Below are 18292 nucleotides of genomic sequence, written 5' to 3' on the forward strand. Positions count from 1 at the left end.
AGTGTTAAACAGTCAGCGCATGCCAACGTGGAGTGCAGTAATGTCGACAGGACCCCAAGGGGCAAATGTAGTACCGCTCAAGCCTGATACCAAGGCCAATGCCAAGCGGGTAGATCGCGCTTTGCTTGCGCGCTTGCCTGCTCCGGTACACGCTGTGCAGCTTAAGGGCAAGCAAGTGATTGCAGGCCTTTTGCGTACATTGTTCGATAAAGCCGACGACTCCCTGTTTGAACTGGCCGACCGGGCAGTCAACAACCAAGACCAAAACCTCTTTTTTGAATCCATGCGTGAAGTGCGCCTGAAGCGCCGCGCTGTGGAAACCCATTTTGCAGACCACATTGATGCCGCCTTCGCGCGCTTGGCCTCGCCAGAGGCGCAGGCCGAGGTGCAAGACGACGCCTACGCATCCGATTTGGATATAGATAGCCTTTCTTTGGTTCAAAATGATGAGCTCGAAGAGCTGGTTGCCACAGATTCCATGATCCAAAAGGCCAATGAGCGCTTTGCCGAACCCATTCAGCACCTGGCCATTCGCATCGACAGCCTGGTGCCCGTGAAGGTGTACCAAAAGAATAACCCGCTGGGGCCAGATACCCTCTGTGAAGGGTTTGTGGATGCCACAGGCTGTATGAGCCTGGACATTAAGGCGCGGCTGGTGCTGTTTAAGCTGTTTGATCGCCTGGTGGTCACCCAGCTTGGCAAGCTGTACGAGGAAGTAAACAAAACGCTGATTGAGCACAACGTACTGCCTTCATTAAAGGGCCAGTTGCGCCAGCGGCGTCAAGGCCCGGCGGGCGTGCGAGCGCCTGGTGGTTCGGTGGCCGGCGGCAGTGGCCCACAGGCGGGAGCCGGGGCGTCACTCGGTGGCGGTTCGGCCGATGAGGGCGAGGTGTTGTCTACCCTGCAGCAGCTGCTGGCACAACAGCGTGGTGAATCGGGTGTAGCAGGCGATCAGCTCAACCCCGAATTCACTGGCGATACCATTGGCACCAACGATGTGATGCGCTTGCTGTCGCAATTGCAGCAGCGTGATTTGCCAAGCGGCCAGCGCAATATTAAATCTGTGTTAGATCATGTGCTGCGTGCCCGTGATGACGGCAAAAAGCTGGGCCAGCTAGACGACGACATCATTAACCTTGTGAATATGATGTTCGAGTTTATTCTCGATGATCGCAACCTGGCACCGCCCATGAAGGCGCTGCTGGGCCGCCTGCAAATACCACTGTTGAAAGTGGCCATTGCCGACAAAACCTTCTTTAGCAAAGGTGGCCACCCGGCTCGGCGTTTGTTGAACGAATTGGCCACGGCGGCACTGGGCTGGCAGGGCGACGGCGGTGAAAAGGATGCCCTGTATAAAAAGATAGATGGCATTGTTCAGAAACTGATTACCGATTTTGAAAGCGATGTGTCGATTTTTAGCGACATGTTGGCGGATTTTGTTTCATTTATTGAAAAAGAAAAGCGCCGCGCCTCCATTTTGGAGCAGCGTACCCTGGATGCCGAAGACGGCAAGGCCAAGGCTGAGCGCGCGCGCGCGCTGGTTAACCAGAGTGTTGCGACATTAATTGGCGATCGCACAATGCCTGCACCCGTGCTGAAGCTGCTGCAAGAGGCATGGGGCAATGTGTTGTTTTTAATTTGCCTCAAGCACGATACCAGCAGCGATGAATGGAAAGAGGCGCTGCAAACCGCCGCCGATTTAGTATGGAGTGTGAGTGCCACACTCGACAAAGAAGCGCGCGCACGTATGTTGCAGCTGGTGCCCGATTTACTTAAGCGCCTGCGTACGGGCCTTGAGAGCGTATCTTACAACCCCTTTGAAATGACCCAGCTGTTCAAGCAGTTGCAAGCAGTACACCTGCAACGCTTGAAGGCGCCCTTGGAAGCTGCGGCCGCTAAAGTAGCCGCCCAGCCGCAGCCCGCGGCCAAACCGGAGGCGGCAGCCAAGGCCCAGCCTGCAAAAGCTCAGGCAACGCCCGCAGCCGGTACGCCCGCTGCCGGTATGCCCGCTGCCGGTATGCCCGCTGCCGGTATGCCCGCAGCCGGTATGCCCGCAGCCGGTATGCCCGCAGCCGGTACCCAGGCTCAAGCCCCCAAGGCGCCTGAGCCTAATCTGGCCGAGCCTAATCTGGCCGAGCCGCGCCCGGCGGAACCCAGCCCGCAGGCCATGGTTGAAACCGTGATTGCCGCGCTGCCTGAAGAGGTGCCCGCGGCCCCGGCTGCGCCCGCTCAGGACGACAACCCCTACCTGGCCCAAGTGGCGCGCATGTCGCCGGGCTCATGGTTTGAACACCATGAAGACGGGCAACAATACCGCTGCCGCTTGGCGGCAATCATCAAGGCCACCGGCAAATACATTTTTGTAAATCGAGCCGGCATGAAGGTGGCTGAAAAAACTGCTGTTGAATTTGCGCAGGCTCTGCGAGATGGCAAATTGCAGTCCCTTGACGATGGCATGTTATTTGATCGCGCCCTTGAGGCGGTGATTGGCAACCTTCGTTCAACGCGCGGTCGTTAAACCCCGCAATTGTTAATATACTTTGCTGCTCAGGCCGGAGGTGAACGCTGGCTGTGTTAAATTTGGGCAGGGGGCATATTGGCACCTAAATCTACAAGTGATGATCATTGGCTGATTGGCGCCAGGCGCTGTGTATCGCCCAATTTTAATGATCGGCCAGCGCAAACCTCTATTTCCCTTCTGGTAATCCACAATATCAGCTTGCCGCCCGGTGAGTTTGGCGGTGCTGATATAGAGCGGCTGTTCACCAATAGCCTCGATACCCGTGCCCACCCGTTTTATGCAGAACTTGAGGGTCTGGAAGTTTCGGCCCATGCTTACATCCGGCGCGATGGAGAGCTTGTGCAGTTTGTGCCGCTTAACCGGCGCGCCTGGCATGCAGGCCAGTCGTTTTTTGAAGGCCGCGAGAACTGCAACGACTTTTCAATTGGCATTGAGCTTGAAGGGGCTGATGATATTCCCTATACCCAGGCCCAATACGATGTACTGGCAACACTCACCCGCACTTTAATGCAGGCCTACCCAGACATCTTGCCACGCCGCATAGTGGGGCATAGCGACATAGCCCCGGAGCGTAAAACAGACCCGGGCCCGGCTTTTGACTGGGCCTATTACAAATCCTTGATAGGGGCATAACAATGGGTTTTTTGAGTATTGTGTGTGTGTTGACTCTTGTGCAGTGGTGGGGTTCAGGTGGCCCACTGCAGCAAGATGGCCCATTTATGCAATGGGCAAAGTGGGTAGCCACATTCAGCGCGTCGGCGCTTGTGCAGCTGGGGTTATTGGTGTTTCTACCGGTGCTGGTTTTATTGGCGGTATGCCTGGTTGTGTATCAACACCTGAGCCCGTTGTTGCTTTTGTTGATTAATGTACCCGTATTGCTTTATGCGCTCGGCCGCGGGCGCCTGGATGCGCTAGTGCAAGACTACCGCGATGCCTGGCAAGATCAAGACAAGGGGGCAGCTTGTGAGGCAGTAGATGCGCTGCGCCTTGATGGCGAGTACTCCTGCCAAACCGATGGCCAATGGCAGGGGGTGCATGCCGAGGCGTTTCAGGCGGTGAGCTACCGCGGGTTCGAGCGGATGTTCAGCGTTTTGTTCTGGTTTGCCATTCTGGGCGCGCCGGGCGCACTGCTTTATCGCCTGGCGGCGCAATCTGCTCGCAGTGAAGCGCTACCCCAAGGTAGCCGCAGCCTGAGTTACCGGCTGCTGTGGATATTGGAATGGCCGGTGGCGCGGGTTTACTATTTATCGGTGGCCATTGTGGGCGACTTTGTAGCCTGTGCCGAGCGTTGGCGGGTATTGGGTTTGTGCATGAAAAGCCCAACCCCTATGGTGGTTGAAGCCTTTAACCGCGGTGCGCTGGGGCTTGATGGCGCGCTGGTGCGCGAGCTTGCCGCTGGTGATTTAGCGGCACTTAAAGAGATAGATCAGCTGGTTAGCCTTATGTCGCGCGCGATGATTTTGTGGGTGTGTGTGGCAGCGGTTATTGCTCTATTGCTGGGTGGCTAAGGGGTGAATTGGTTTCATTTGCGCCCGGGAAGGGTTGGTTGAGGTTTAACGGGGTTGCGCCATCTTTCGCGGCAGCCCGCCGGGTTTGCGCGCGCCTTGGCGCCCTTACCGCGGGCATTGTTTTATGTTCAGGGGCCTGCAGGGGCGCCGTTTGAATAATATCTTTACAGCCTAAACTGTTGCCCGTTTGCACTATGTATTGGCTCGCCTGACGCGCGGCGCTGCGCGCCAATGCCGCAAGTTCAGATTCGGGCAATTGAAAGACTTCCGCTAAGCGGGCTGTTGCCTGCCCCTCAATGCCTAAATAGCTGCACAGCGCGAGGCTGATACCTGCCAGCTGTGCGCGGCGGCGTTGCATGGGGCGTTGGTGCAGCTGTTGCTCATGGGTTACCCCGTGATCGGCGAGCACCTGGCTAATTACCCGCTCTACATCGGCAGGTGTGTTTTGTTGCACGCATAAGGCGGCAGGTGGGCGTTGTCGCCGTTCGGGCTTGCGGCTAAGAATGCGTTGCTCCAGTGCGCGGTAGGCTCTGGCGCGGCCGTGTTGGGCAACAGCCAGCAGTTGCCAGAGGAATTCGCTGGCAAGCCATGGCAAGTGCGCCTGTGAATTCGCGTAGTGCGGGTGGCTCGTCCAGGGGTAGACATCGGTGGCGGCTACCAACCCGATGGATACGGGCAGCGAGTGCAGGCGCACGAGCCCGCCCGGCGCTTGATCTTCTGTGAGGGGTTGATAGTCACAGCGTGCCAGCAGCGGGTGGTCGGCCTCGCCTGTGAGGGTTTCAATCAAGTGTTGCATGAATACCCGGGCGCGGGCTTCTGGCTCTACCAGCAACAGGTGAATTTCGTGCTCCAACAAGGCAAAGGCTGCAATGGGCGTGTGGGATGCCTCTTTGGCAAGCACGGCCAGAACGCCTTGAAAATCGTCTTCATGGCTTAGCAGCGCTTCGTCGGAGTGAAGTTGGAGGTATGTCAGCTTGTGGTTGTTATGCATTGCTTGGTCTCCGCCTGAACCCTAAAAATAGCGCAGTTTCAGCCTTTGGCAAGTCTGCCCTCGGTGCTTCTGGTATTATCGCGCCATAATTGTTCAGGAGTTTTTTCATGCCCTCATTCGATATTGTGTCTGACGTAGACAAGCAAGTGCTTACTAACTGTGTGGATCAAGCTACCCGTATAGTTACCAACCGCTTTGATTTTAAAGGGGTAGATGCCACATTCGAGCGCCAGGACTATGCGGTAACACTGGTGGCCGAGGCCGAATTTCAGGTGATGCAAATGCTCGAAATTCTGCAGGGTGCGCTGCACAAAGCCGGTGTGGATATTTCTTGCCTGGATGTAGGGGCACCGGCCATGAGCGGTAAGCAAACGCGCATGGTCGTTACGGTGCGCACGGGCGTTGAAACCGAGCTTGCCAAGAAAATCGTCAAAATGATTAAAGACAAAAAGCTCAAGGTGCAGGCCCAGATTCAGGGCGAGCAGGTGCGGGTGACGGGTAAAAAGCGCGACGATTTACAATCGGTGATTGCCCTGTTGCGCACGGCAGATACAGGCATGCCCCTGCAGTTTGAAAACTTCAGGGATTAAGGATCTGCCGGCCGCGCTAGGGCTGCCAGCGAAACAGCTTGGTGGAAAGTGCCAGTAATACCGCTGAGATCCCCAACAGAATCAACAGGTGATCTGCCACCTGCACAAGGCTTGCGCCATCTACCATGATGGCGCGCGCCGCTTTTACCATGTGGGTGAGCGGGCTTAGGTTAGATAGCTGCGAAAGCCAAGCGGGTGCGCCATCGAGCGAAAACCACACCTCAGAGACCATCAGCAGCGGAAAGCTAATAAAATTCAGCAGCCCGTTGGCAAACTCTTCACTGGTTACCCGCGCGGCCACCACCAGCCCCAGCGCCAGCATGCTCAAATTCCCCACAAAGGCCACCACCAGTAAATCCCAATAGCTGCCAAGCATCAGGAAGTCGAGAAACACATCGCAGCTGATGTACACAATACTGCTCACCATCAGCATGATCATCATGCGTGATGCGATTTGTGCGCCTAAAAATTCGATGGGGCGGGTGGGGGTGGCTTGCAGGCGTTTTAAAACGCCGTTTTTGCGATAGCGCACAATCACATAGCCAATGCCCCACAGGGCTGAAAACATCAGGTTCATGCCTAAAATGCCGGGCACAACCCAGTCCACATAACGCACGGCCCGGCCGGTCACTTCTTGGCGAAGCAAGGGCTTTTTGAGCAGTGCCTCAAGTACTTCACCTTTTTGGCTGGTGGGGTTTACCCAGTAGTGGCTTTCAGATACCAGCATGTCGAGCTGGTGGTGCGCCACGCGGGTTTGGCCGTAATCTGCATCGTTTATGGCAACGGTGTGCACCAGCCCTGGCTGAAACAGCGCCTCGGCGGTTTGGCCGCTGAGCACGCCCACCTTAAACAGCGGCTGGCCGCCCGCACCGAAGGCCAGTGCCACCACGCCAATGATCAACGGCGGCATAATGAAGCTCCACACGAGCGAGCTTTTATCGCGGTAGTACTCTTTGTTGCGGGCAATAAATAGCGTTAACAATCGCTTCATAGGTTATTCGCGTAGGCTGTGGCCGGTGAGTTTAAGAAACAGGTCGTCTAGCGTGGGTGGGCGAATTTGCAGGCTGGTGAGGTTGATGCCAGCGCCCATTAAATCTGCCAGCGTGCGCTCCACATCATTGCTTGCCAGCTGCCATTGGTCGTGGTGGCGAACGGGTTGAAACTGCGCCACCTGTGCGCTGGTTAACGCGCCCGCGTGCAGGCACACAAACACTTCATCGAAATGCTGCGCCAGCAGTGCGTTGGGTGTGCCTTGGGAAATAATCTGGCCGCGGTCCATAATGGCAAGCTCATCGCACAGGTGCTGGGCTTCATCCATGTAGTGGGTGGTGAGCACAATGGTTTTGCCCTGGGCCTTAATCGCGTTAACCAGCTCCCAAAAGTTATGGCGCGATTGCGGGTCTAGCCCGGTGGTGGGTTCATCCAGAAATACCAGGGCGGGGTTGTTGATCAGCGCCAGTGCCAGCAGTAGTCGCTGGCGCTGGCCACCAGAGAGCTTGGCGGCATCGCGCTTTAGGAAATCCCCAAGCTGGCACTGATCGATGAGCAGCGCAAGCGGTTGGGTTTGCTCGTACAGCCCGGCAAATAATTCCAGCACCTCAAGCACCGAGAGGTAATCCATCAGGGCGGTTGATTGGAACTGTATGCCGATGTTGCGCCTGAACGCAGGCGTGCGCGCAGCGCCCTGGTAGAGAATTTCGCCGCTGCTGGGCTCGGTAACGCCTTCAATCATTTCAATGGTGGTGGTTTTGCCGGCACCGTTCGGGCCCAAAAGGCCAAAGCATTGCCCGGGTGCAATGCCAAAGCTCACGCCATTGACGGCGGTGTCGCTGCCGTAGCGTTTAACCAGGTTTTTCACTTCCAATAAATACGCCACTGCCATGCCCGCTGCGTGCCCCAAGGTTGTGGGCGGCAGTATAACAACTGGCGCCCAAGGTAGGGACTCTGCTAGGGTGCGGCATTATTTTTTATGCGTAAAGGAGCCGGCCATTTTTGCTCACATAGATGTGAATACACTGCGCCGCTACGGCGACCGGCGGGTGCTCTCGGTCTTTTTGCTGGGGCTTTCGAGCGGCTTTCCCTGGGTGATAATCGGCACGGCACTGACGCTCTGGCTGCAAGAGTTCGGGTTGTCGCGCTCAGCCATTGGCTACTTTGGTGCAGTGTTCGCGGCTTACTCCATTAACTTTTTGTGGTCGCCGTTGGTTGACCGCCTGAAAGTGCCGGGCCTGAACCGCCGCAAGGGTTGGATTCTTTTTGGCCAGCTGGGCATTGTGGTTTGCTGTTTTTCGCTGAGCCTGCAATCACCTGCCGATGCGCTGAAGTGGATGGCCTGGCTTGCCATTGGTGTTGCGGTGTGTGCAGCCACCCACGACATCGCCATTGATGCCTACCGCATAGACAGCTTCGAGCCCGAGGAGGGCGACGGCCTGACCGCGGCCTCGGCAGCTGCCACCGCAGGCTGGTGGACGGGGTATGCGGGCCTGGGGTTTATCCCCCTGTTTTTATCAGATGGCAACTGGTCTTGGCCTGAACTCTACCAGCTCATGGCCGTGATGATGGCCGTCATTCTGGTGCTCTCACTGTTTGTGCCTAAACCCAAAGAGGGCCGCTCCATCGCCCTTGAAACGGCCAGTTATTATGCCGGCCGCCTAAATGATTGGCGCGCCGGCGCCGGTGCCAACAAGGTATTGGTGTGGGTGCTGGTGACCCTTGTTGGGCCCTTTCATGAATTCTTCCGGCGCAACGGGGTGAAACTTGCGCTCTCGATATTGCTGTTTGTGTTTTTGTTTAAAATCGGTGAGGCCTTTTTGGGGCGCATGTCGGTGGTGTTTTATAAAGAGCTGGGCTTTAGCAATACCGACATTGCCACCTATTCAAAGTTGATGAGCTGGTGGGTCACCATCGTGTTTGCCTTGATTGGCGGCTATTTCAATATGTTGTTTGGCGTGGTGCGCGGCTTGTTTATTGGTGGCATTGCCATGGCCGGTAGCAACTTGCTGTTTGCATTGATGGCGGTGGTGGGGCCGAATATTCCGCTCTACGCCTTTACGGTGCTGGTTGATGGTTTTTGTCAGGCTTGGTCTACGGTGGCGTTTGTGGCGTTTTTGTCGATGCTATCGAACCGGGCGTTCAGCGCCACGCAATATGCACTCATGGCCTCGCTGGGTACCTTTGCACGCACCCTGCTCAGCGCTTATAGCGGCGTAATGGTGGATTGGCTGGATGGCAACTGGGTGGTGTTTTTTGTGATCACAACGCTAATGGTCACCCCAAGCCTGTGGTTGCTTTGGCGCATGCGTGAACCCCTTGAGCAAATGTTCCGTGCTGCCAAGCCGCCGAATCAGGCCAGCTAAGCCTGCTGCCACCAGTGCTCGGCGCTCACCTTGTGGCTTGCGCTGAAGGTGACGCCCTCGCGCGCAAGCAGGGCGCGTTGGCGCTCAAAACTTTCCGTACCCGGGGCGAAGGCGGGTTTGCCGCTGGCTGTGAGCACCCGAAACCAGGGCAGTGTGCTGCCGGCGGGCAATTGTTTCAGCAGGCTACCCACCATGCGCGCGCGCCCCGGGTGCCCGGCCATGCGCGCAAGCCGCCCATAGCTGGTAACTTTGCCCGGTGGAATATTCGAAAGCAGCTGGTAGATTTGCGTTTTAAACTCATCTGTTTTCATTTTGTCACGTACATCGTCTAAAATTCGCCAAGATAACGTTTATGCGATGAGAATTGGAGTGGGTATGAAGTGGTTAGTCCCCGTGCTGCTAATAGTGGCGCAGTCGGCCTTTGCAGGCAAATTAACGCTGAAAAACGGCGACACGCTGTCTGGTGAAATTAAAAGTATGGATGCCAGCAACGTGGTGTGGGTGTCTGATGCGCTGGGTGAAATGGTTATTGCCAAGTCTAAAATTGATAACCTTGAAAGCAGCGAGCTGGTAAAGATAGACGGTCACGATGAAGCTTGTGCCATTGTGGGTATGGATGGCCCCAAAGTTAAATTCAGCTGCGCAGGTGGCAGCTCCGGCGATGCGCCGTTACTCACCATCAATAAGGTAGAACCCTATGAAGATTTTCTCATGGGCTCTTCAACCTATACCGGTAAAATAAGCCTCACCGGTTTTCAGGATCGGGGCAACAAAATTGAAGACACCTGGGTGTTTGATGCCTTCAACGAATATCGCCGCGGAGATTACCGCCACGGTGGCAAGTTGCAGTTTGACTCCAAATCAAAAGACCCGGAGCCCAAGCAAGAGCGGGGCCTGGCGGAATATCAATTCGACTGGTTCTTCGCCGAGCGCTGGTTCTGGACTAACACGCTCGCCTACAGTTTTGATGATGCCAAAGCCATTGAGCAGAAATACCGCGCCGGTAGCGGTATTGGTTATCAGTTCTGGGAAAACGACATCACCGCACTCTCGGTGCGTGGCGGCGCAAGCTACGTGGATGAATATTTTAAAGCGCCCGATGTGATAACACCGGATTACGAAGAGCGCGACCAGCGCGCCGCCTGGACGGCCGGTTTGAACTACCGCCACAAGTTTGCCTTTGGTGGTGAGTTCTTTCACAGCTCCAACTACGCCGTGTCCAACGAAGACAACCAGAACTGGCAGCTGGATGCCGACACAGGCTTCACTATGCCTTTGGTGGGTGGCGTATTTGGTGAAGTAAAGCACGAGTACGATTACAACAATCAACCGCAGCCAGATACCAAAAAGCTCGATACCCGCATCACCGTGGGTGTGGGCTACCAGTGGTAGTGATTTAATTGGCAGCGAAAAGCCAAGCTTAAGGGCGGCTGCTGTCTGGCAGTATAGCGGCGGATATTTAGAAAGCAGCGCCTGTACTTGGGGCGCATGAAATCTGGGGTTTATATTTTTGCGCAATGCGAGAGCCCCAAGCGATGGCCGCTATTAAGCCCGCATTTCCTGCTTGCAGAACCGTTAAAAACCGGCCCATAGGGCCGGTTTTTTTATGGGCTGCTAAATTCTTAAACCCGCATCCACTTCAATGGTGCGCCCAGACAGGTAGTTGTTTTCAAGAATAAATTGCGCGGTATGGGCAATGTGTTCGGGCTGGCCCATACGCCCCAGTGGCACCGCCATACGAATTAAATCCAGCGTCTCGGGTTTCATGGATTGGGTCATTTCTGTTTCCACAAATCCCGGTGCAATGGCCATGGCGCGGATTTTATAGCGCGCAAGTTCCTTGGCCCAGGTTACCGTGAGCGCTTCTACGCCGGCTTTGGCGGCGGCATAGTTGCTTTGGCCCACATTGCCGGCCCGTGAAATACTGGCCAGGTTAATGATGGCGGCATCGTCGTTTTGTTGCAGCGCCATAATAGAGGCCGCCTCGCGCCCGCACAAAAACACCCCGGTGAGGTTGACATCGATGACCTGCTGCCATTGCTCCAGGCTCATGCGTTTTTCAATGGCGCCGTCTTTGACTTTCAGCATCATGCCATCGCGGGTGATTCCGGCATTGTTGATGAGCCCGTCGATGCGCTCAAATTGCTCGGCTATCTGGGCGAAGGTACTGATGACCGCCGCTTCATCGGCAACGTTACAAGCCAGTGCCAGCGCTTTGGGGCTACCTGCTTCTTTACAGGCCAGGGCCACTTCCTCTAACCGCTCTGCATTGAGGTCGATCAGGGCAAGCTGCGCGCCAAGGCCTGCCAGGTGCAGCGCCATACCTTTGCCAATGCCCTGGCTCGCCCCGGTGATAACGATTGTAGATGACGAAAGTTTCATAAATGCCCCTGTGATTCTGGCCAAAAGTGGAACGTTAAATGGACTCGCGAGTCTAACACAACTGTGTTGATGCCTTGAAAGGTTGAATTCTTCGGCCCCGGGCCCATCTAGGTACAGAGTAAGGAGGCGAAGATGCCGTTATTGTTGATTTTTATTGCGTTACCCATGGTTGAACTGTGGTTGATGATCAAGATGGGGGGCGTAATAGGCGCTTTGCCCACGGTTTTATTGGTGATAGCTACTGCCGTTGTTGGCCTGGCCCTGCTGCGGGTGCAGGGGCTGAGCGCACTGCTGCGGGCCCAGGCGCGCATGCAGGCGGGGGAGCTGCCCGCCCAAGAGCTGGTGCAGGGCGTGTTTTTGGCGCTGGGCGGCCTGTTGCTGCTGGTGCCGGGCTTCTTTACCGACGCCATAGGCTTTTTGTGTTTGACCCCCGGCGTGCGCCAGATTCTTGTGTCGGGCATCCTCAAGCGCGGGCGCGTGTATCAGTTCCGTGGGCCGGGTGCGGCCAAAAATGATGCCATTGAGGGTGAATATCGCCGCGAGCGGTAAAAAAAATTCTACTTGGGGGTGTTGAAATTCATTTGGTGGCCCCCATCTAGCCTTCACAAAATTTAACGGCTTGGTGTTTTGGGCGCTTGAATTTTTGCCAATGGGCACTATTTGAGGGTTCAGGCCGCCAGGCCAGCATTAATCATTGTTTAGCAACGCTAAATTTGGAGACAAATCCATGAAAATCCGTCCATTGAATGACCGTGTAGTGGTTCGCCGCAACGAAGAGGAAGCCAAGTCTGCAGGTGGCATCCTGCTGGCCGGCGCCGCTAAAGAGAAGCCCAATCAGGGTGAAGTTGTTGCCGTAGGTACCGGCAAGGTTTTGGACAATGGTGATGTGCGCGCGCCCGCTGTAAAAGTTGGCGATAAAGTGGTGTTTGGCCGCTATGCAGACAGCAACACGCTGAAAGTAGACGGCGAAGAGCTGATCATCATGAGCGAGAGCGAAATTTACGGTGTGTTGGAAGGTTAATCCTTTTTACTGACCATCCTGTAATCACTAATTTTTGAGGAATTCGAACATGGCTGCAAAAGACGTAAAATTTGGTAACGACGCCCGCCAGAAAATGCTGAAAGGCGTGAACATTCTGGCCGATGCTGTAAAAACCACTCTGGGCCCGAAAGGTCGCAACGTAGTGCTGGAAAAATCTTTCGGCGCGCCTACCGTAACCAAAGACGGTGTGTCTGTTGCGAAAGACATCAACCTGGAAGACAAGTTTGAAAACATGGGCGCACAGATGGTGAAGGAAGTGGCTTCCAAGGCCTCTGACGACGCCGGTGACGGCACCACCACTGCCACCGTTCTGGCACAAGCCATCGTAAACGAAGGCCTGAAAGCGGTAGCGGCAGGCATGAACCCGATGGATCTAAAGCGCGGTATCGACAAAGCGGTAATTGCTGCTGTTGAGCACGTTAAGTCTATCGCCCAGCCCTGCACCGACAGCAAGGCCATCGCTCAGGTAGGCACTATCTCTGCCAACTCTGACGAATCCATCGGTGGCATCATTGCCGAAGCCATGGAAAAAGTGGGCAAAGAAGGTGTGATCACCGTTGAAGAAGGCAACAGCCTGGAAAACGAGCTGGACATCGTAGAAGGTATGCAATTCGACCGTGGCTACCTGTCACCTTACTTCATCAACAACCAAGACAACATGATCGCCGAGCACGAGAGCCCCTTCTTGCTGCTGGTAGACAAAAAAATCTCTAACATCCGCGAGCTGCTGCCCGTGCTGGAAGCGGTAGCCAAAGCCGGCAAGCCGCTGATCATCATCGCTGAAGACGTAGAAGGCGAAGCACTGGCAACACTGGTTGTAAACAACATGCGCGGCATTGTGAAAGTGGCTGCCTGTAAGGCGCCTGGCTTCGGCGACCGTCGCAAGGCCATGCTGCAAGATATCGCCATCCTCACCGGTGCCACCGTTATCTCTGAAGAAGTTGGCCTGGATCTGGAAAGCACTACCCTTGAGCACTTGGGCAGCGCCAAGCGCGTAACCCTGAGCAAAGAGAACACCACCATCGTTGATGGCGCTGGCAATGCCGACGACATCAAGGCCCGCGTTCAGCAGATCCGTGTACAAATTGAAGACACTACCTCTGACTACGACCGTGAAAAACTGCAAGAGCGCGTGGCGAAGCTTGCCGGCGGTGTTGCGGTAATCAAGGTGGGTGCGGCTACCGAAGTTGAAATGAAAGAGAAGAAAGCCCGCGTTGAAGACGCCCTGCACGCTACCCGTGCAGCCGTTGAAGAAGGCGTGGTACCTGGCGGCGGTACGGCACTGCTGCGCGCAGTTGAAGCCATCAAAGATCTGGTTGGCGACAACGACGAGCAAACTGCCGGTATCAACCTGGCCCGTCGTGCGATGGAAGCGCCGCTGCGCCAGATCGTCACCAACGCCGGTGAAGAAGCCTCGGTAGTGGCAGACAAAGTGAAAGCCGGCACGGGTAACTTCGGTTACAACGCCGGTAACGGTACCTACGGCGACATGCTGGAAATGGGTATTCTGGACCCAGCAAAAGTAACCCGTACTGCGCTGCAGGCCGCGGGCTCTATTGCCGGCCTGATGATCACCACCGAAGCCATGGTTGCAGACAAGCCTGAAGACAAGGGTGCTGCGCCTGCAATGCCTGACATGGGCGGCATGGGTGGCATGGGCGGCATGATGTAAGCCCAACCCCGCTTAAAAAAACCCGCCGCTTGGCGGGTTTTTTTTCGCCTGACATTTTACTTTTGGTGGCGCTCGGGGAACTTGCGCCTGTGCGTTGAGTCAAATTGCCCATCTTGATCAGGGTATTCGCTTATGGGGGCGCCCCGGCATATTTATGCGCGCCGCGCGCGGCCTGTGGGTTTATCCTGGGCTGAGGTACGTGCCTACCATCTGCACAATGTGCATTGGCAGGCACAGCCTTCAGGGGGCGGCGGTCACGCTATTTATGCAATAGTGTGTGCGGTGCTCGTGGCCTGTTTATATGTGGCGGTGGGCCGGCCGGGCGAGCCTCGGGTAAGTGTTCCGAAGACCATAGCGCTGCGCTTAGTGCCGCAACCCACCCAAACCCCGGCGCCACCTATGGCCCGCCAGGCAGCCGTCAATAACACCCGGCCAGTGGTGGCCAATCCTTCCGAAACACCAGCACCAGCCCCAGTAGCCGCAGCCGCGCCGGCACAGGCTGTGCGCGAGGCACTTGTACCTAGACCCCGGTTCAACCTTGCAGACAGCAAGGCGCGCGCATTGTCTGGATGGGTACCCCAAACGTCTGCACCGGCCACACAGCCAAGCCCCGTGTTTGACGCTGCATTAAGCGCACGCATACAAGCGGCGCCCAGAGGCCGGGCGCCACTGGATGCCGTGCCACTGGCGCCGGATGCCTTCGGGCGTCAGGCGGTAGTGATAGGCGATAAGTGCTTTAGGGTGCAAAAGCTGGATGACCAGGCACTGCGGGGGATGGCGAGCTGGGAGCCGGTCGCCTGTGCCCCCAAACGCCGGTCAAGCCCCGTTATTGACCTATCAAAACGCCGTCGCAATTAAGCTTGCGGGCGTTTGCAACTTCTAATCAGGGCCAGCACAATAGTGGCAATTTTTCTGGGGCAGTTTTTGCTATGCCGAATTACACCATCGTGATGCTTTTTGTGTGGGCGCTGGGCGCGACCAGTGCTGCATGGGCTCAAGCAGTGCCGGCCGAGCATGAGGCTGACGCTCAAATTGACGCCGAACAGGCGCCGCAACCCGAGGCTCAACCCAAGCCCCAACCCAAGCCTCAACCCAAGCCCCAAGTTGAACAAGCGAGCGATGCCGCGGCCGAAGCGGTCCCCGTGTCTGAGGTGCCCCAAGCTGACGCTAAGCCCGAGCCGGCAGTGCCTGCCAAGCAAGCGCCAGCCGCTTTGCACAAAGCGGCCGCCGAACCCTCGAGCCCGGGTGCAACACAGGATGCAAGCCAGCAGAGTGCCGATGCCGCAAGCGGCCAAGAGCGTGCAGATGCCACGGCACCGCAAGCGCCTGAGCCCGCTGATGCCGCCGATGTTGCAGATGCGCCAGGCGATACCCCCACGGCTGAAAATATCGACTTGCGTGACGTGGTGGACTCACCGGTTGCCGAGCAATTGTTTGAAACCAAAGAAGATACCGGCGCTATAGAGCAGCCTGCCATTGAGGGTGATGTACGCCTGAGTGCTACAGAGGCTGCCAACATCCCCAACACGGCCCGCAGATTTTTGGGAGTGGATGTTCCGCCTTCCACCACCACGCGCCTTGATTGGACGCCCTCAAAATCCTTTGCCGGTATGGCTGTTGATACCCCGGTGCTGGTGGCCAACGGCGCATTCGACGGCCCCACGCTGTGCCTTACCGCGGCCATTCACGGCGATGAGCTCAACGGTATTGAAATGGTGCGGCGCGTACTTTACGACCTGGAGCCAGAAAAGCTGCATGGCATGGTGGTAGGCGTGCCCATCGTTAACCTGTTGGGCTTTTCCCGCAATTCCCGCTACCTGCCAGATCGTCGTGATCTCAACCGCTACTTTCCCGGCAATCCGCGCGGCAGTGTCGCCTCGCGTTTGGCGCATGCGTTTTTTCAGGATGTGATCAAACAGTGCGATGCCTTGGTAGATTTGCACACAGGCTCGTTTTACCGCACCAATATCACCCAGCTGCGCGCCGATATGCGCAATCCCAAGGTGGCCGAGTTTGCCAGCTTGTTCGGCGATATTCCGGTGTTAAATACCCGCGGTAACGGCAGCTCGCTCAGGGCCGCCGCAGTGCGCGCCGGTATTCCCACGGTGACGCTGGAGGCCGGCGAGCCCATGCGTATGCAGGTGAAAGTGGTGCAGGAAGGTGTTAAGGCCATCAACACCTTGATGGAAAAAAACGGCATGTACCCAAGCTTCAGTTTGTGGGCCAAGCCTTCACCGGCTTACTACCGCTCGGCCTGGGTGCGCGCCAATGCATCGGGCATTTTATTCAGCGCGGTAAAACTCGGTGGGCGCGTAAAAAAGGGCGATAAACTCGGTGAAGTGATTAACCCGGTAACCAATGATAAAAAGGTCATTATCTCGGCCTACGACGGGCGCGTGCTGGGTATGGCGCTTGATCAATTTGTGCTGCCGGGTTTCGCGGCCTACCACATTGGTATCCGCGAGCCGGTGGCGAAAGTTACCGCAGCGCCGGGCGAACAGCTGGATGATGATGGCGAGCTGGAAGGCGAAGAGAAACCTGCCATGCGTGAAGAGCGCAAGCCGCTATCGCCAGAAGAGGAAGGATACGATGATTAGATGTAAAGGCTTATCGGCAGCCTGTGCCTTGGGCCTGGCGGTGAGCCTGCCCGTATTTGCCACAGAGTCACCCGAGCAGTGGTATGCCGATGGCCAGGCGGCCATTGCGGCGGCCATTGCCCTTAAGCCCAATACCCGGCAGGCCAAAAATGTCATTTTGTTTGTGGGAGATGGCATGGGCATCTCCACAATCACGGCCACGCGTATTTTTGACGGCCAAAGCCGTGGTGAAAGTGGGGAAGAAAATGTCTTGGCGTGGGAAGCGCTGCCCTTTGTGGCGCTTTCCAAAACCTACAATACCAATCTGCAAACCCCTGATTCCGCCGGCACCATGAGCGCCATGATGACCGGGGTAAAAACAGATCACGGCGTATTATCCGTTGATCAGCGGGTAGTGCTGGGTGATTGCGCAAGTGTTAAAGGCACCGAGCGCATTACGTTGCTGGAGCAGGCTGAAACGGTGGGCATGGCAACCGGCGTGGTGAGTACCGCGCGCATTACTCACGCAACGCCCGCGGCAACTTACGCCCACAGTGCGGCGCGCGATTGGGAAAGCGACAGCGACCTGCCTGCAGAGGCCAAAACCCAAGGCTGTAAAGACATTGCGCGCCAGCTTGTTGAGTTTAATTACGGCGATGGCATAGAGGTGGTGTTAGGCGGTGGCCGACGCAATTTTCTGCCAGCGCAAACGCCAGACCCTGAGTACGGTAAAAATCTTGGCAAGCGCCAGGATGGCCGCAACCTGATTGCCGAATGGCAGCGCAGCCCGTCGCATGCGTTCGTATGGAACGCCGAGCAGTTGGCCAAGGCCGCAGCCAACCCCAAGGTAGAAAAGCTGTTGGGGCTATTCAGCCCGTCGCACATGGCCTATGAAGTAGACAGGCCCCATGAGGCCCACCCGGAACCCACGCTTGCGGCCATGACGCGCACTGCCATCGACCTGCTGGCTAAACGCGAACAGGGTTTCTTCCTGATGGTGGAAGGCGGGCGCATTGATCATGCGCACCACGAAAATAACGCCGCACGCGCCCTCGCCGAAGGCCAGGCATTTAGCCAGGCGGTGGCCGCGGCCTTGCAAAAGGTTGATCTTGCCGACACGCTGGTGATTGTAACCGCCGATCATAGCCACGTTTTTACCATGGGCGGTTACCCCGCCCGTGGCAACCCAATTTTGGGGTTCGTGCGCCCGCCGGTAGAGCACGCCGGCAAGCAAGGGCTCACTCTGGCGCTGGATAAAAAGCCCTACACCACCCTTGGCTACTTAAATGGGCCTGGCTACTCCAAGCCCGAGCATCGTGGCCTGCGCAGTTACGGGCAGGCCAATGCGGGGCGCAAGCTGGATGCAACGGTGGATGTCGAGCATGCGGATTTCCATCAAGAGGTGTTGATTCCCCTGGCCTCCGAGACTCACGGTGGTGAAGACGTTGCCATCTTTGCCGGTGGCCCATGGGCGCATTTATTTCATCGAACCCACGAGCAAAATTACATCTACCACGTCATGTATCACGCCTTGGGCATGCATGAGCGAATTGCCAAGCAGCCCAAGGCTGATTAGGCGCCAACAGGTGACCCATAAAAAACGCTGCCTTATCGCAGCGTTTTTTATGGGTGAGAGGTAAGGTAAAGCGCGGCT

The 18292-nt window shown here is 56.5% G+C and carries 17 protein-coding genes; 12 read left to right on the forward strand and 5 right to left on the reverse strand.

Annotation, left to right across the window (positions count from 1 at the left end; genetic code table 11):
* The first annotated feature begins 40 nt into the window (after positions 1–40).
* From L1F30_RS04925 to L1F30_RS04935, 3 genes are all read left to right on the forward strand, one after another.
* The gene (locus tag L1F30_RS04925; RefSeq protein WP_253360138.1) at positions 41–2518 is read left to right on the forward strand and encodes a DUF1631 domain-containing protein; all 2478 of its coding nucleotides are present in this window, start codon (positions 41–43) and stop codon (positions 2516–2518) included.
* A 78-nt stretch (positions 2519–2596) separates the two neighbouring features.
* Positions 2597–3154 (forward strand): 1,6-anhydro-N-acetylmuramyl-L-alanine amidase AmpD, encoded by a 558-nt coding sequence (gene ampD / locus L1F30_RS04930; protein WP_253360140.1) that lies wholly within the window; start codon positions 2597–2599, stop codon positions 3152–3154.
* A gap of 2 nt (positions 3155–3156) precedes the next feature.
* A complete protein-coding gene (locus L1F30_RS04935) occupies positions 3157–4029 on the forward strand; it encodes a hypothetical protein (protein WP_253360142.1) in 873 nt (290 codons plus the stop codon).
* Here the strand turns inward: L1F30_RS04935 and L1F30_RS04940 are convergent.
* Positions 4004–5020 (reverse strand): hypothetical protein, encoded by a 1017-nt coding sequence (locus L1F30_RS04940; RefSeq protein WP_253360144.1) that lies wholly within the window; start codon positions 5018–5020, stop codon positions 4004–4006. The genes L1F30_RS04935 and L1F30_RS04940 overlap by 26 nt on opposite strands.
* A gap of 107 nt (positions 5021–5127) precedes the next feature.
* Between L1F30_RS04940 and L1F30_RS04945 the strand changes: the two genes are divergently transcribed.
* The gene (locus L1F30_RS04945; protein WP_253360146.1) at positions 5128–5610 is read left to right on the forward strand and encodes a YajQ family cyclic di-GMP-binding protein; all 483 of its coding nucleotides are present in this window, start codon (positions 5128–5130) and stop codon (positions 5608–5610) included.
* A gap of 16 nt (positions 5611–5626) precedes the next feature.
* Here L1F30_RS04945 and L1F30_RS04950 read toward each other — a convergent pair whose 3' ends face one another.
* Complete coding sequence (locus L1F30_RS04950; RefSeq protein ID WP_253360147.1) at positions 5627–6601, reverse strand: ABC transporter permease; 975 nt, start codon at positions 6599–6601, stop codon at positions 5627–5629.
* Positions 6602–6604: 3 nt separating this feature from the next.
* Entirely contained in the window at positions 6605–7486 is an 882-nt protein-coding gene (locus L1F30_RS04955; protein ID WP_253360149.1) for an ABC transporter ATP-binding protein, read from the reverse strand.
* A 130-nt stretch (positions 7487–7616) separates the two neighbouring features.
* Between L1F30_RS04955 and L1F30_RS04960 the strand changes: the two genes are divergently transcribed.
* Positions 7617–8966 (forward strand): MFS transporter, encoded by a 1350-nt coding sequence (locus L1F30_RS04960; RefSeq protein ID WP_253360151.1) that lies wholly within the window; start codon positions 7617–7619, stop codon positions 8964–8966.
* Here L1F30_RS04960 and L1F30_RS04965 read toward each other — a convergent pair.
* Complete coding sequence (locus L1F30_RS04965) at positions 8963–9277, reverse strand: MGMT family protein (RefSeq protein WP_253360159.1); 315 nt, start codon at positions 9275–9277, stop codon at positions 8963–8965. The two genes, L1F30_RS04960 and L1F30_RS04965, sit on opposite strands and share 4 nt — an antisense overlap.
* 64 nt (positions 9278–9341) lie before the next feature.
* Between L1F30_RS04965 and L1F30_RS04970 the strand changes: the two genes are divergently transcribed.
* Positions 9342–10358, forward strand: a complete 1017-nt coding sequence (locus L1F30_RS04970) for a DUF481 domain-containing protein (protein ID WP_253360161.1) — start codon at positions 9342–9344, stop codon at positions 10356–10358.
* 222 nt (positions 10359–10580) lie between these two features.
* Here the strand turns inward: L1F30_RS04970 and L1F30_RS04975 are convergent, their stop codons facing one another.
* Positions 10581–11348: an SDR family oxidoreductase gene (locus L1F30_RS04975; protein WP_253360163.1), complete on the reverse strand. Its 768-nt coding sequence runs from the start codon at positions 11346–11348 to the stop codon at positions 10581–10583.
* A gap of 132 nt (positions 11349–11480) precedes the next feature.
* On the opposite strand from L1F30_RS04975, the gene L1F30_RS04980 reads away from it, so the two are divergent.
* The 6 genes from L1F30_RS04980 (at position 11481) to L1F30_RS05005 (ending at position 18214) form a co-directional block, all read left to right on the forward strand.
* Positions 11481–11897 (forward strand): FxsA family protein, encoded by a 417-nt coding sequence (locus tag L1F30_RS04980; RefSeq protein ID WP_253360164.1) that lies wholly within the window; start codon positions 11481–11483, stop codon positions 11895–11897.
* A 178-nt stretch (positions 11898–12075) separates the two neighbouring features.
* A complete protein-coding gene (locus L1F30_RS04985) occupies positions 12076–12369 on the forward strand; it encodes a co-chaperone GroES (RefSeq protein WP_253360172.1) in 294 nt (97 codons plus the stop codon).
* A 49-nt stretch (positions 12370–12418) separates the two neighbouring features.
* A complete protein-coding gene (gene groL / locus L1F30_RS04990; protein WP_253360174.1) occupies positions 12419–14062 on the forward strand; it encodes a chaperonin GroEL in 1644 nt (547 codons plus the stop codon).
* Positions 14063–14461: 399 nt separating this feature from the next.
* Entirely contained in the window at positions 14462–14920 is a 459-nt protein-coding gene (locus L1F30_RS04995) for a hypothetical protein (RefSeq protein ID WP_253360176.1), read from the forward strand.
* Between the two features lie 71 nt (positions 14921–14991).
* Positions 14992–16659 carry a succinylglutamate desuccinylase/aspartoacylase family protein gene (locus L1F30_RS05000; RefSeq protein WP_253360178.1) on the forward strand — a complete coding sequence of 556 codons (1668 nt, stop codon included), beginning with the start codon at positions 14992–14994 and terminating at the stop codon, positions 16657–16659.
* Positions 16652–18214 (forward strand): alkaline phosphatase, encoded by a 1563-nt coding sequence (locus L1F30_RS05005; RefSeq protein WP_253360179.1) that lies wholly within the window; start codon positions 16652–16654, stop codon positions 18212–18214. The genes L1F30_RS05000 and L1F30_RS05005 overlap by 8 nt, the downstream gene beginning before the upstream one ends.
* The last annotated feature ends 78 nt before the right edge of the window (positions 18215–18292 follow it).

The organism is Simiduia sp. 21SJ11W-1 (genome assembly GCF_024138675.1).
GTDB lineage: Bacteria > Pseudomonadota > Gammaproteobacteria > Pseudomonadales > Cellvibrionaceae > Simiduia.

Bases quoted from the DNA above. Each gene is read 5' to 3' on its own strand.
- L1F30_RS04925 (WP_253360138.1), top strand. From the start codon at position 41: ATGTCGACAGGACCCCAAGGGGCAAATGTAGTACCGCTCAAGCCTGAT.
- L1F30_RS04935 (WP_253360142.1), top strand. From the start codon at position 3,157: ATGGGTTTTTTGAGTATTGTGTGTGTGTTGACTCTTGTGCAGTGGTGG.
- L1F30_RS04940 (WP_253360144.1), bottom strand. From the start codon at position 5,020: ATGCATAACAACCACAAGCTGACATACCTCCAACTTCACTCCGACGAA.
- L1F30_RS04945 (WP_253360146.1), top strand. From the start codon at position 5,128: ATGCCCTCATTCGATATTGTGTCTGACGTAGACAAGCAAGTGCTTACT.
- L1F30_RS04950 (WP_253360147.1), bottom strand. From the start codon at position 6,601: ATGAAGCGATTGTTAACGCTATTTATTGCCCGCAACAAAGAGTACTAC.
- L1F30_RS04965 (WP_253360159.1), bottom strand. From the start codon at position 9,277: ATGAAAACAGATGAGTTTAAAACGCAAATCTACCAGCTGCTTTCGAAT.
- L1F30_RS04970 (WP_253360161.1), top strand. From the start codon at position 9,342: ATGAAGTGGTTAGTCCCCGTGCTGCTAATAGTGGCGCAGTCGGCCTTT.
- L1F30_RS04975 (WP_253360163.1), bottom strand. From the start codon at position 11,348: ATGAAACTTTCGTCATCTACAATCGTTATCACCGGGGCGAGCCAGGGC.
- L1F30_RS04980 (WP_253360164.1), top strand. From the start codon at position 11,481: ATGCCGTTATTGTTGATTTTTATTGCGTTACCCATGGTTGAACTGTGG.
- L1F30_RS04985 (WP_253360172.1), top strand. From the start codon at position 12,076: ATGAAAATCCGTCCATTGAATGACCGTGTAGTGGTTCGCCGCAACGAA.
- groL (WP_253360174.1), top strand. From the start codon at position 12,419: ATGGCTGCAAAAGACGTAAAATTTGGTAACGACGCCCGCCAGAAAATG.
- L1F30_RS04995 (WP_253360176.1), top strand. From the start codon at position 14,462: ATGGCCCGCCAGGCAGCCGTCAATAACACCCGGCCAGTGGTGGCCAAT.
- L1F30_RS05000 (WP_253360178.1), top strand. From the start codon at position 14,992: ATGCCGAATTACACCATCGTGATGCTTTTTGTGTGGGCGCTGGGCGCG.
- L1F30_RS05005 (WP_253360179.1), top strand. From the start codon at position 16,652: ATGATTAGATGTAAAGGCTTATCGGCAGCCTGTGCCTTGGGCCTGGCG.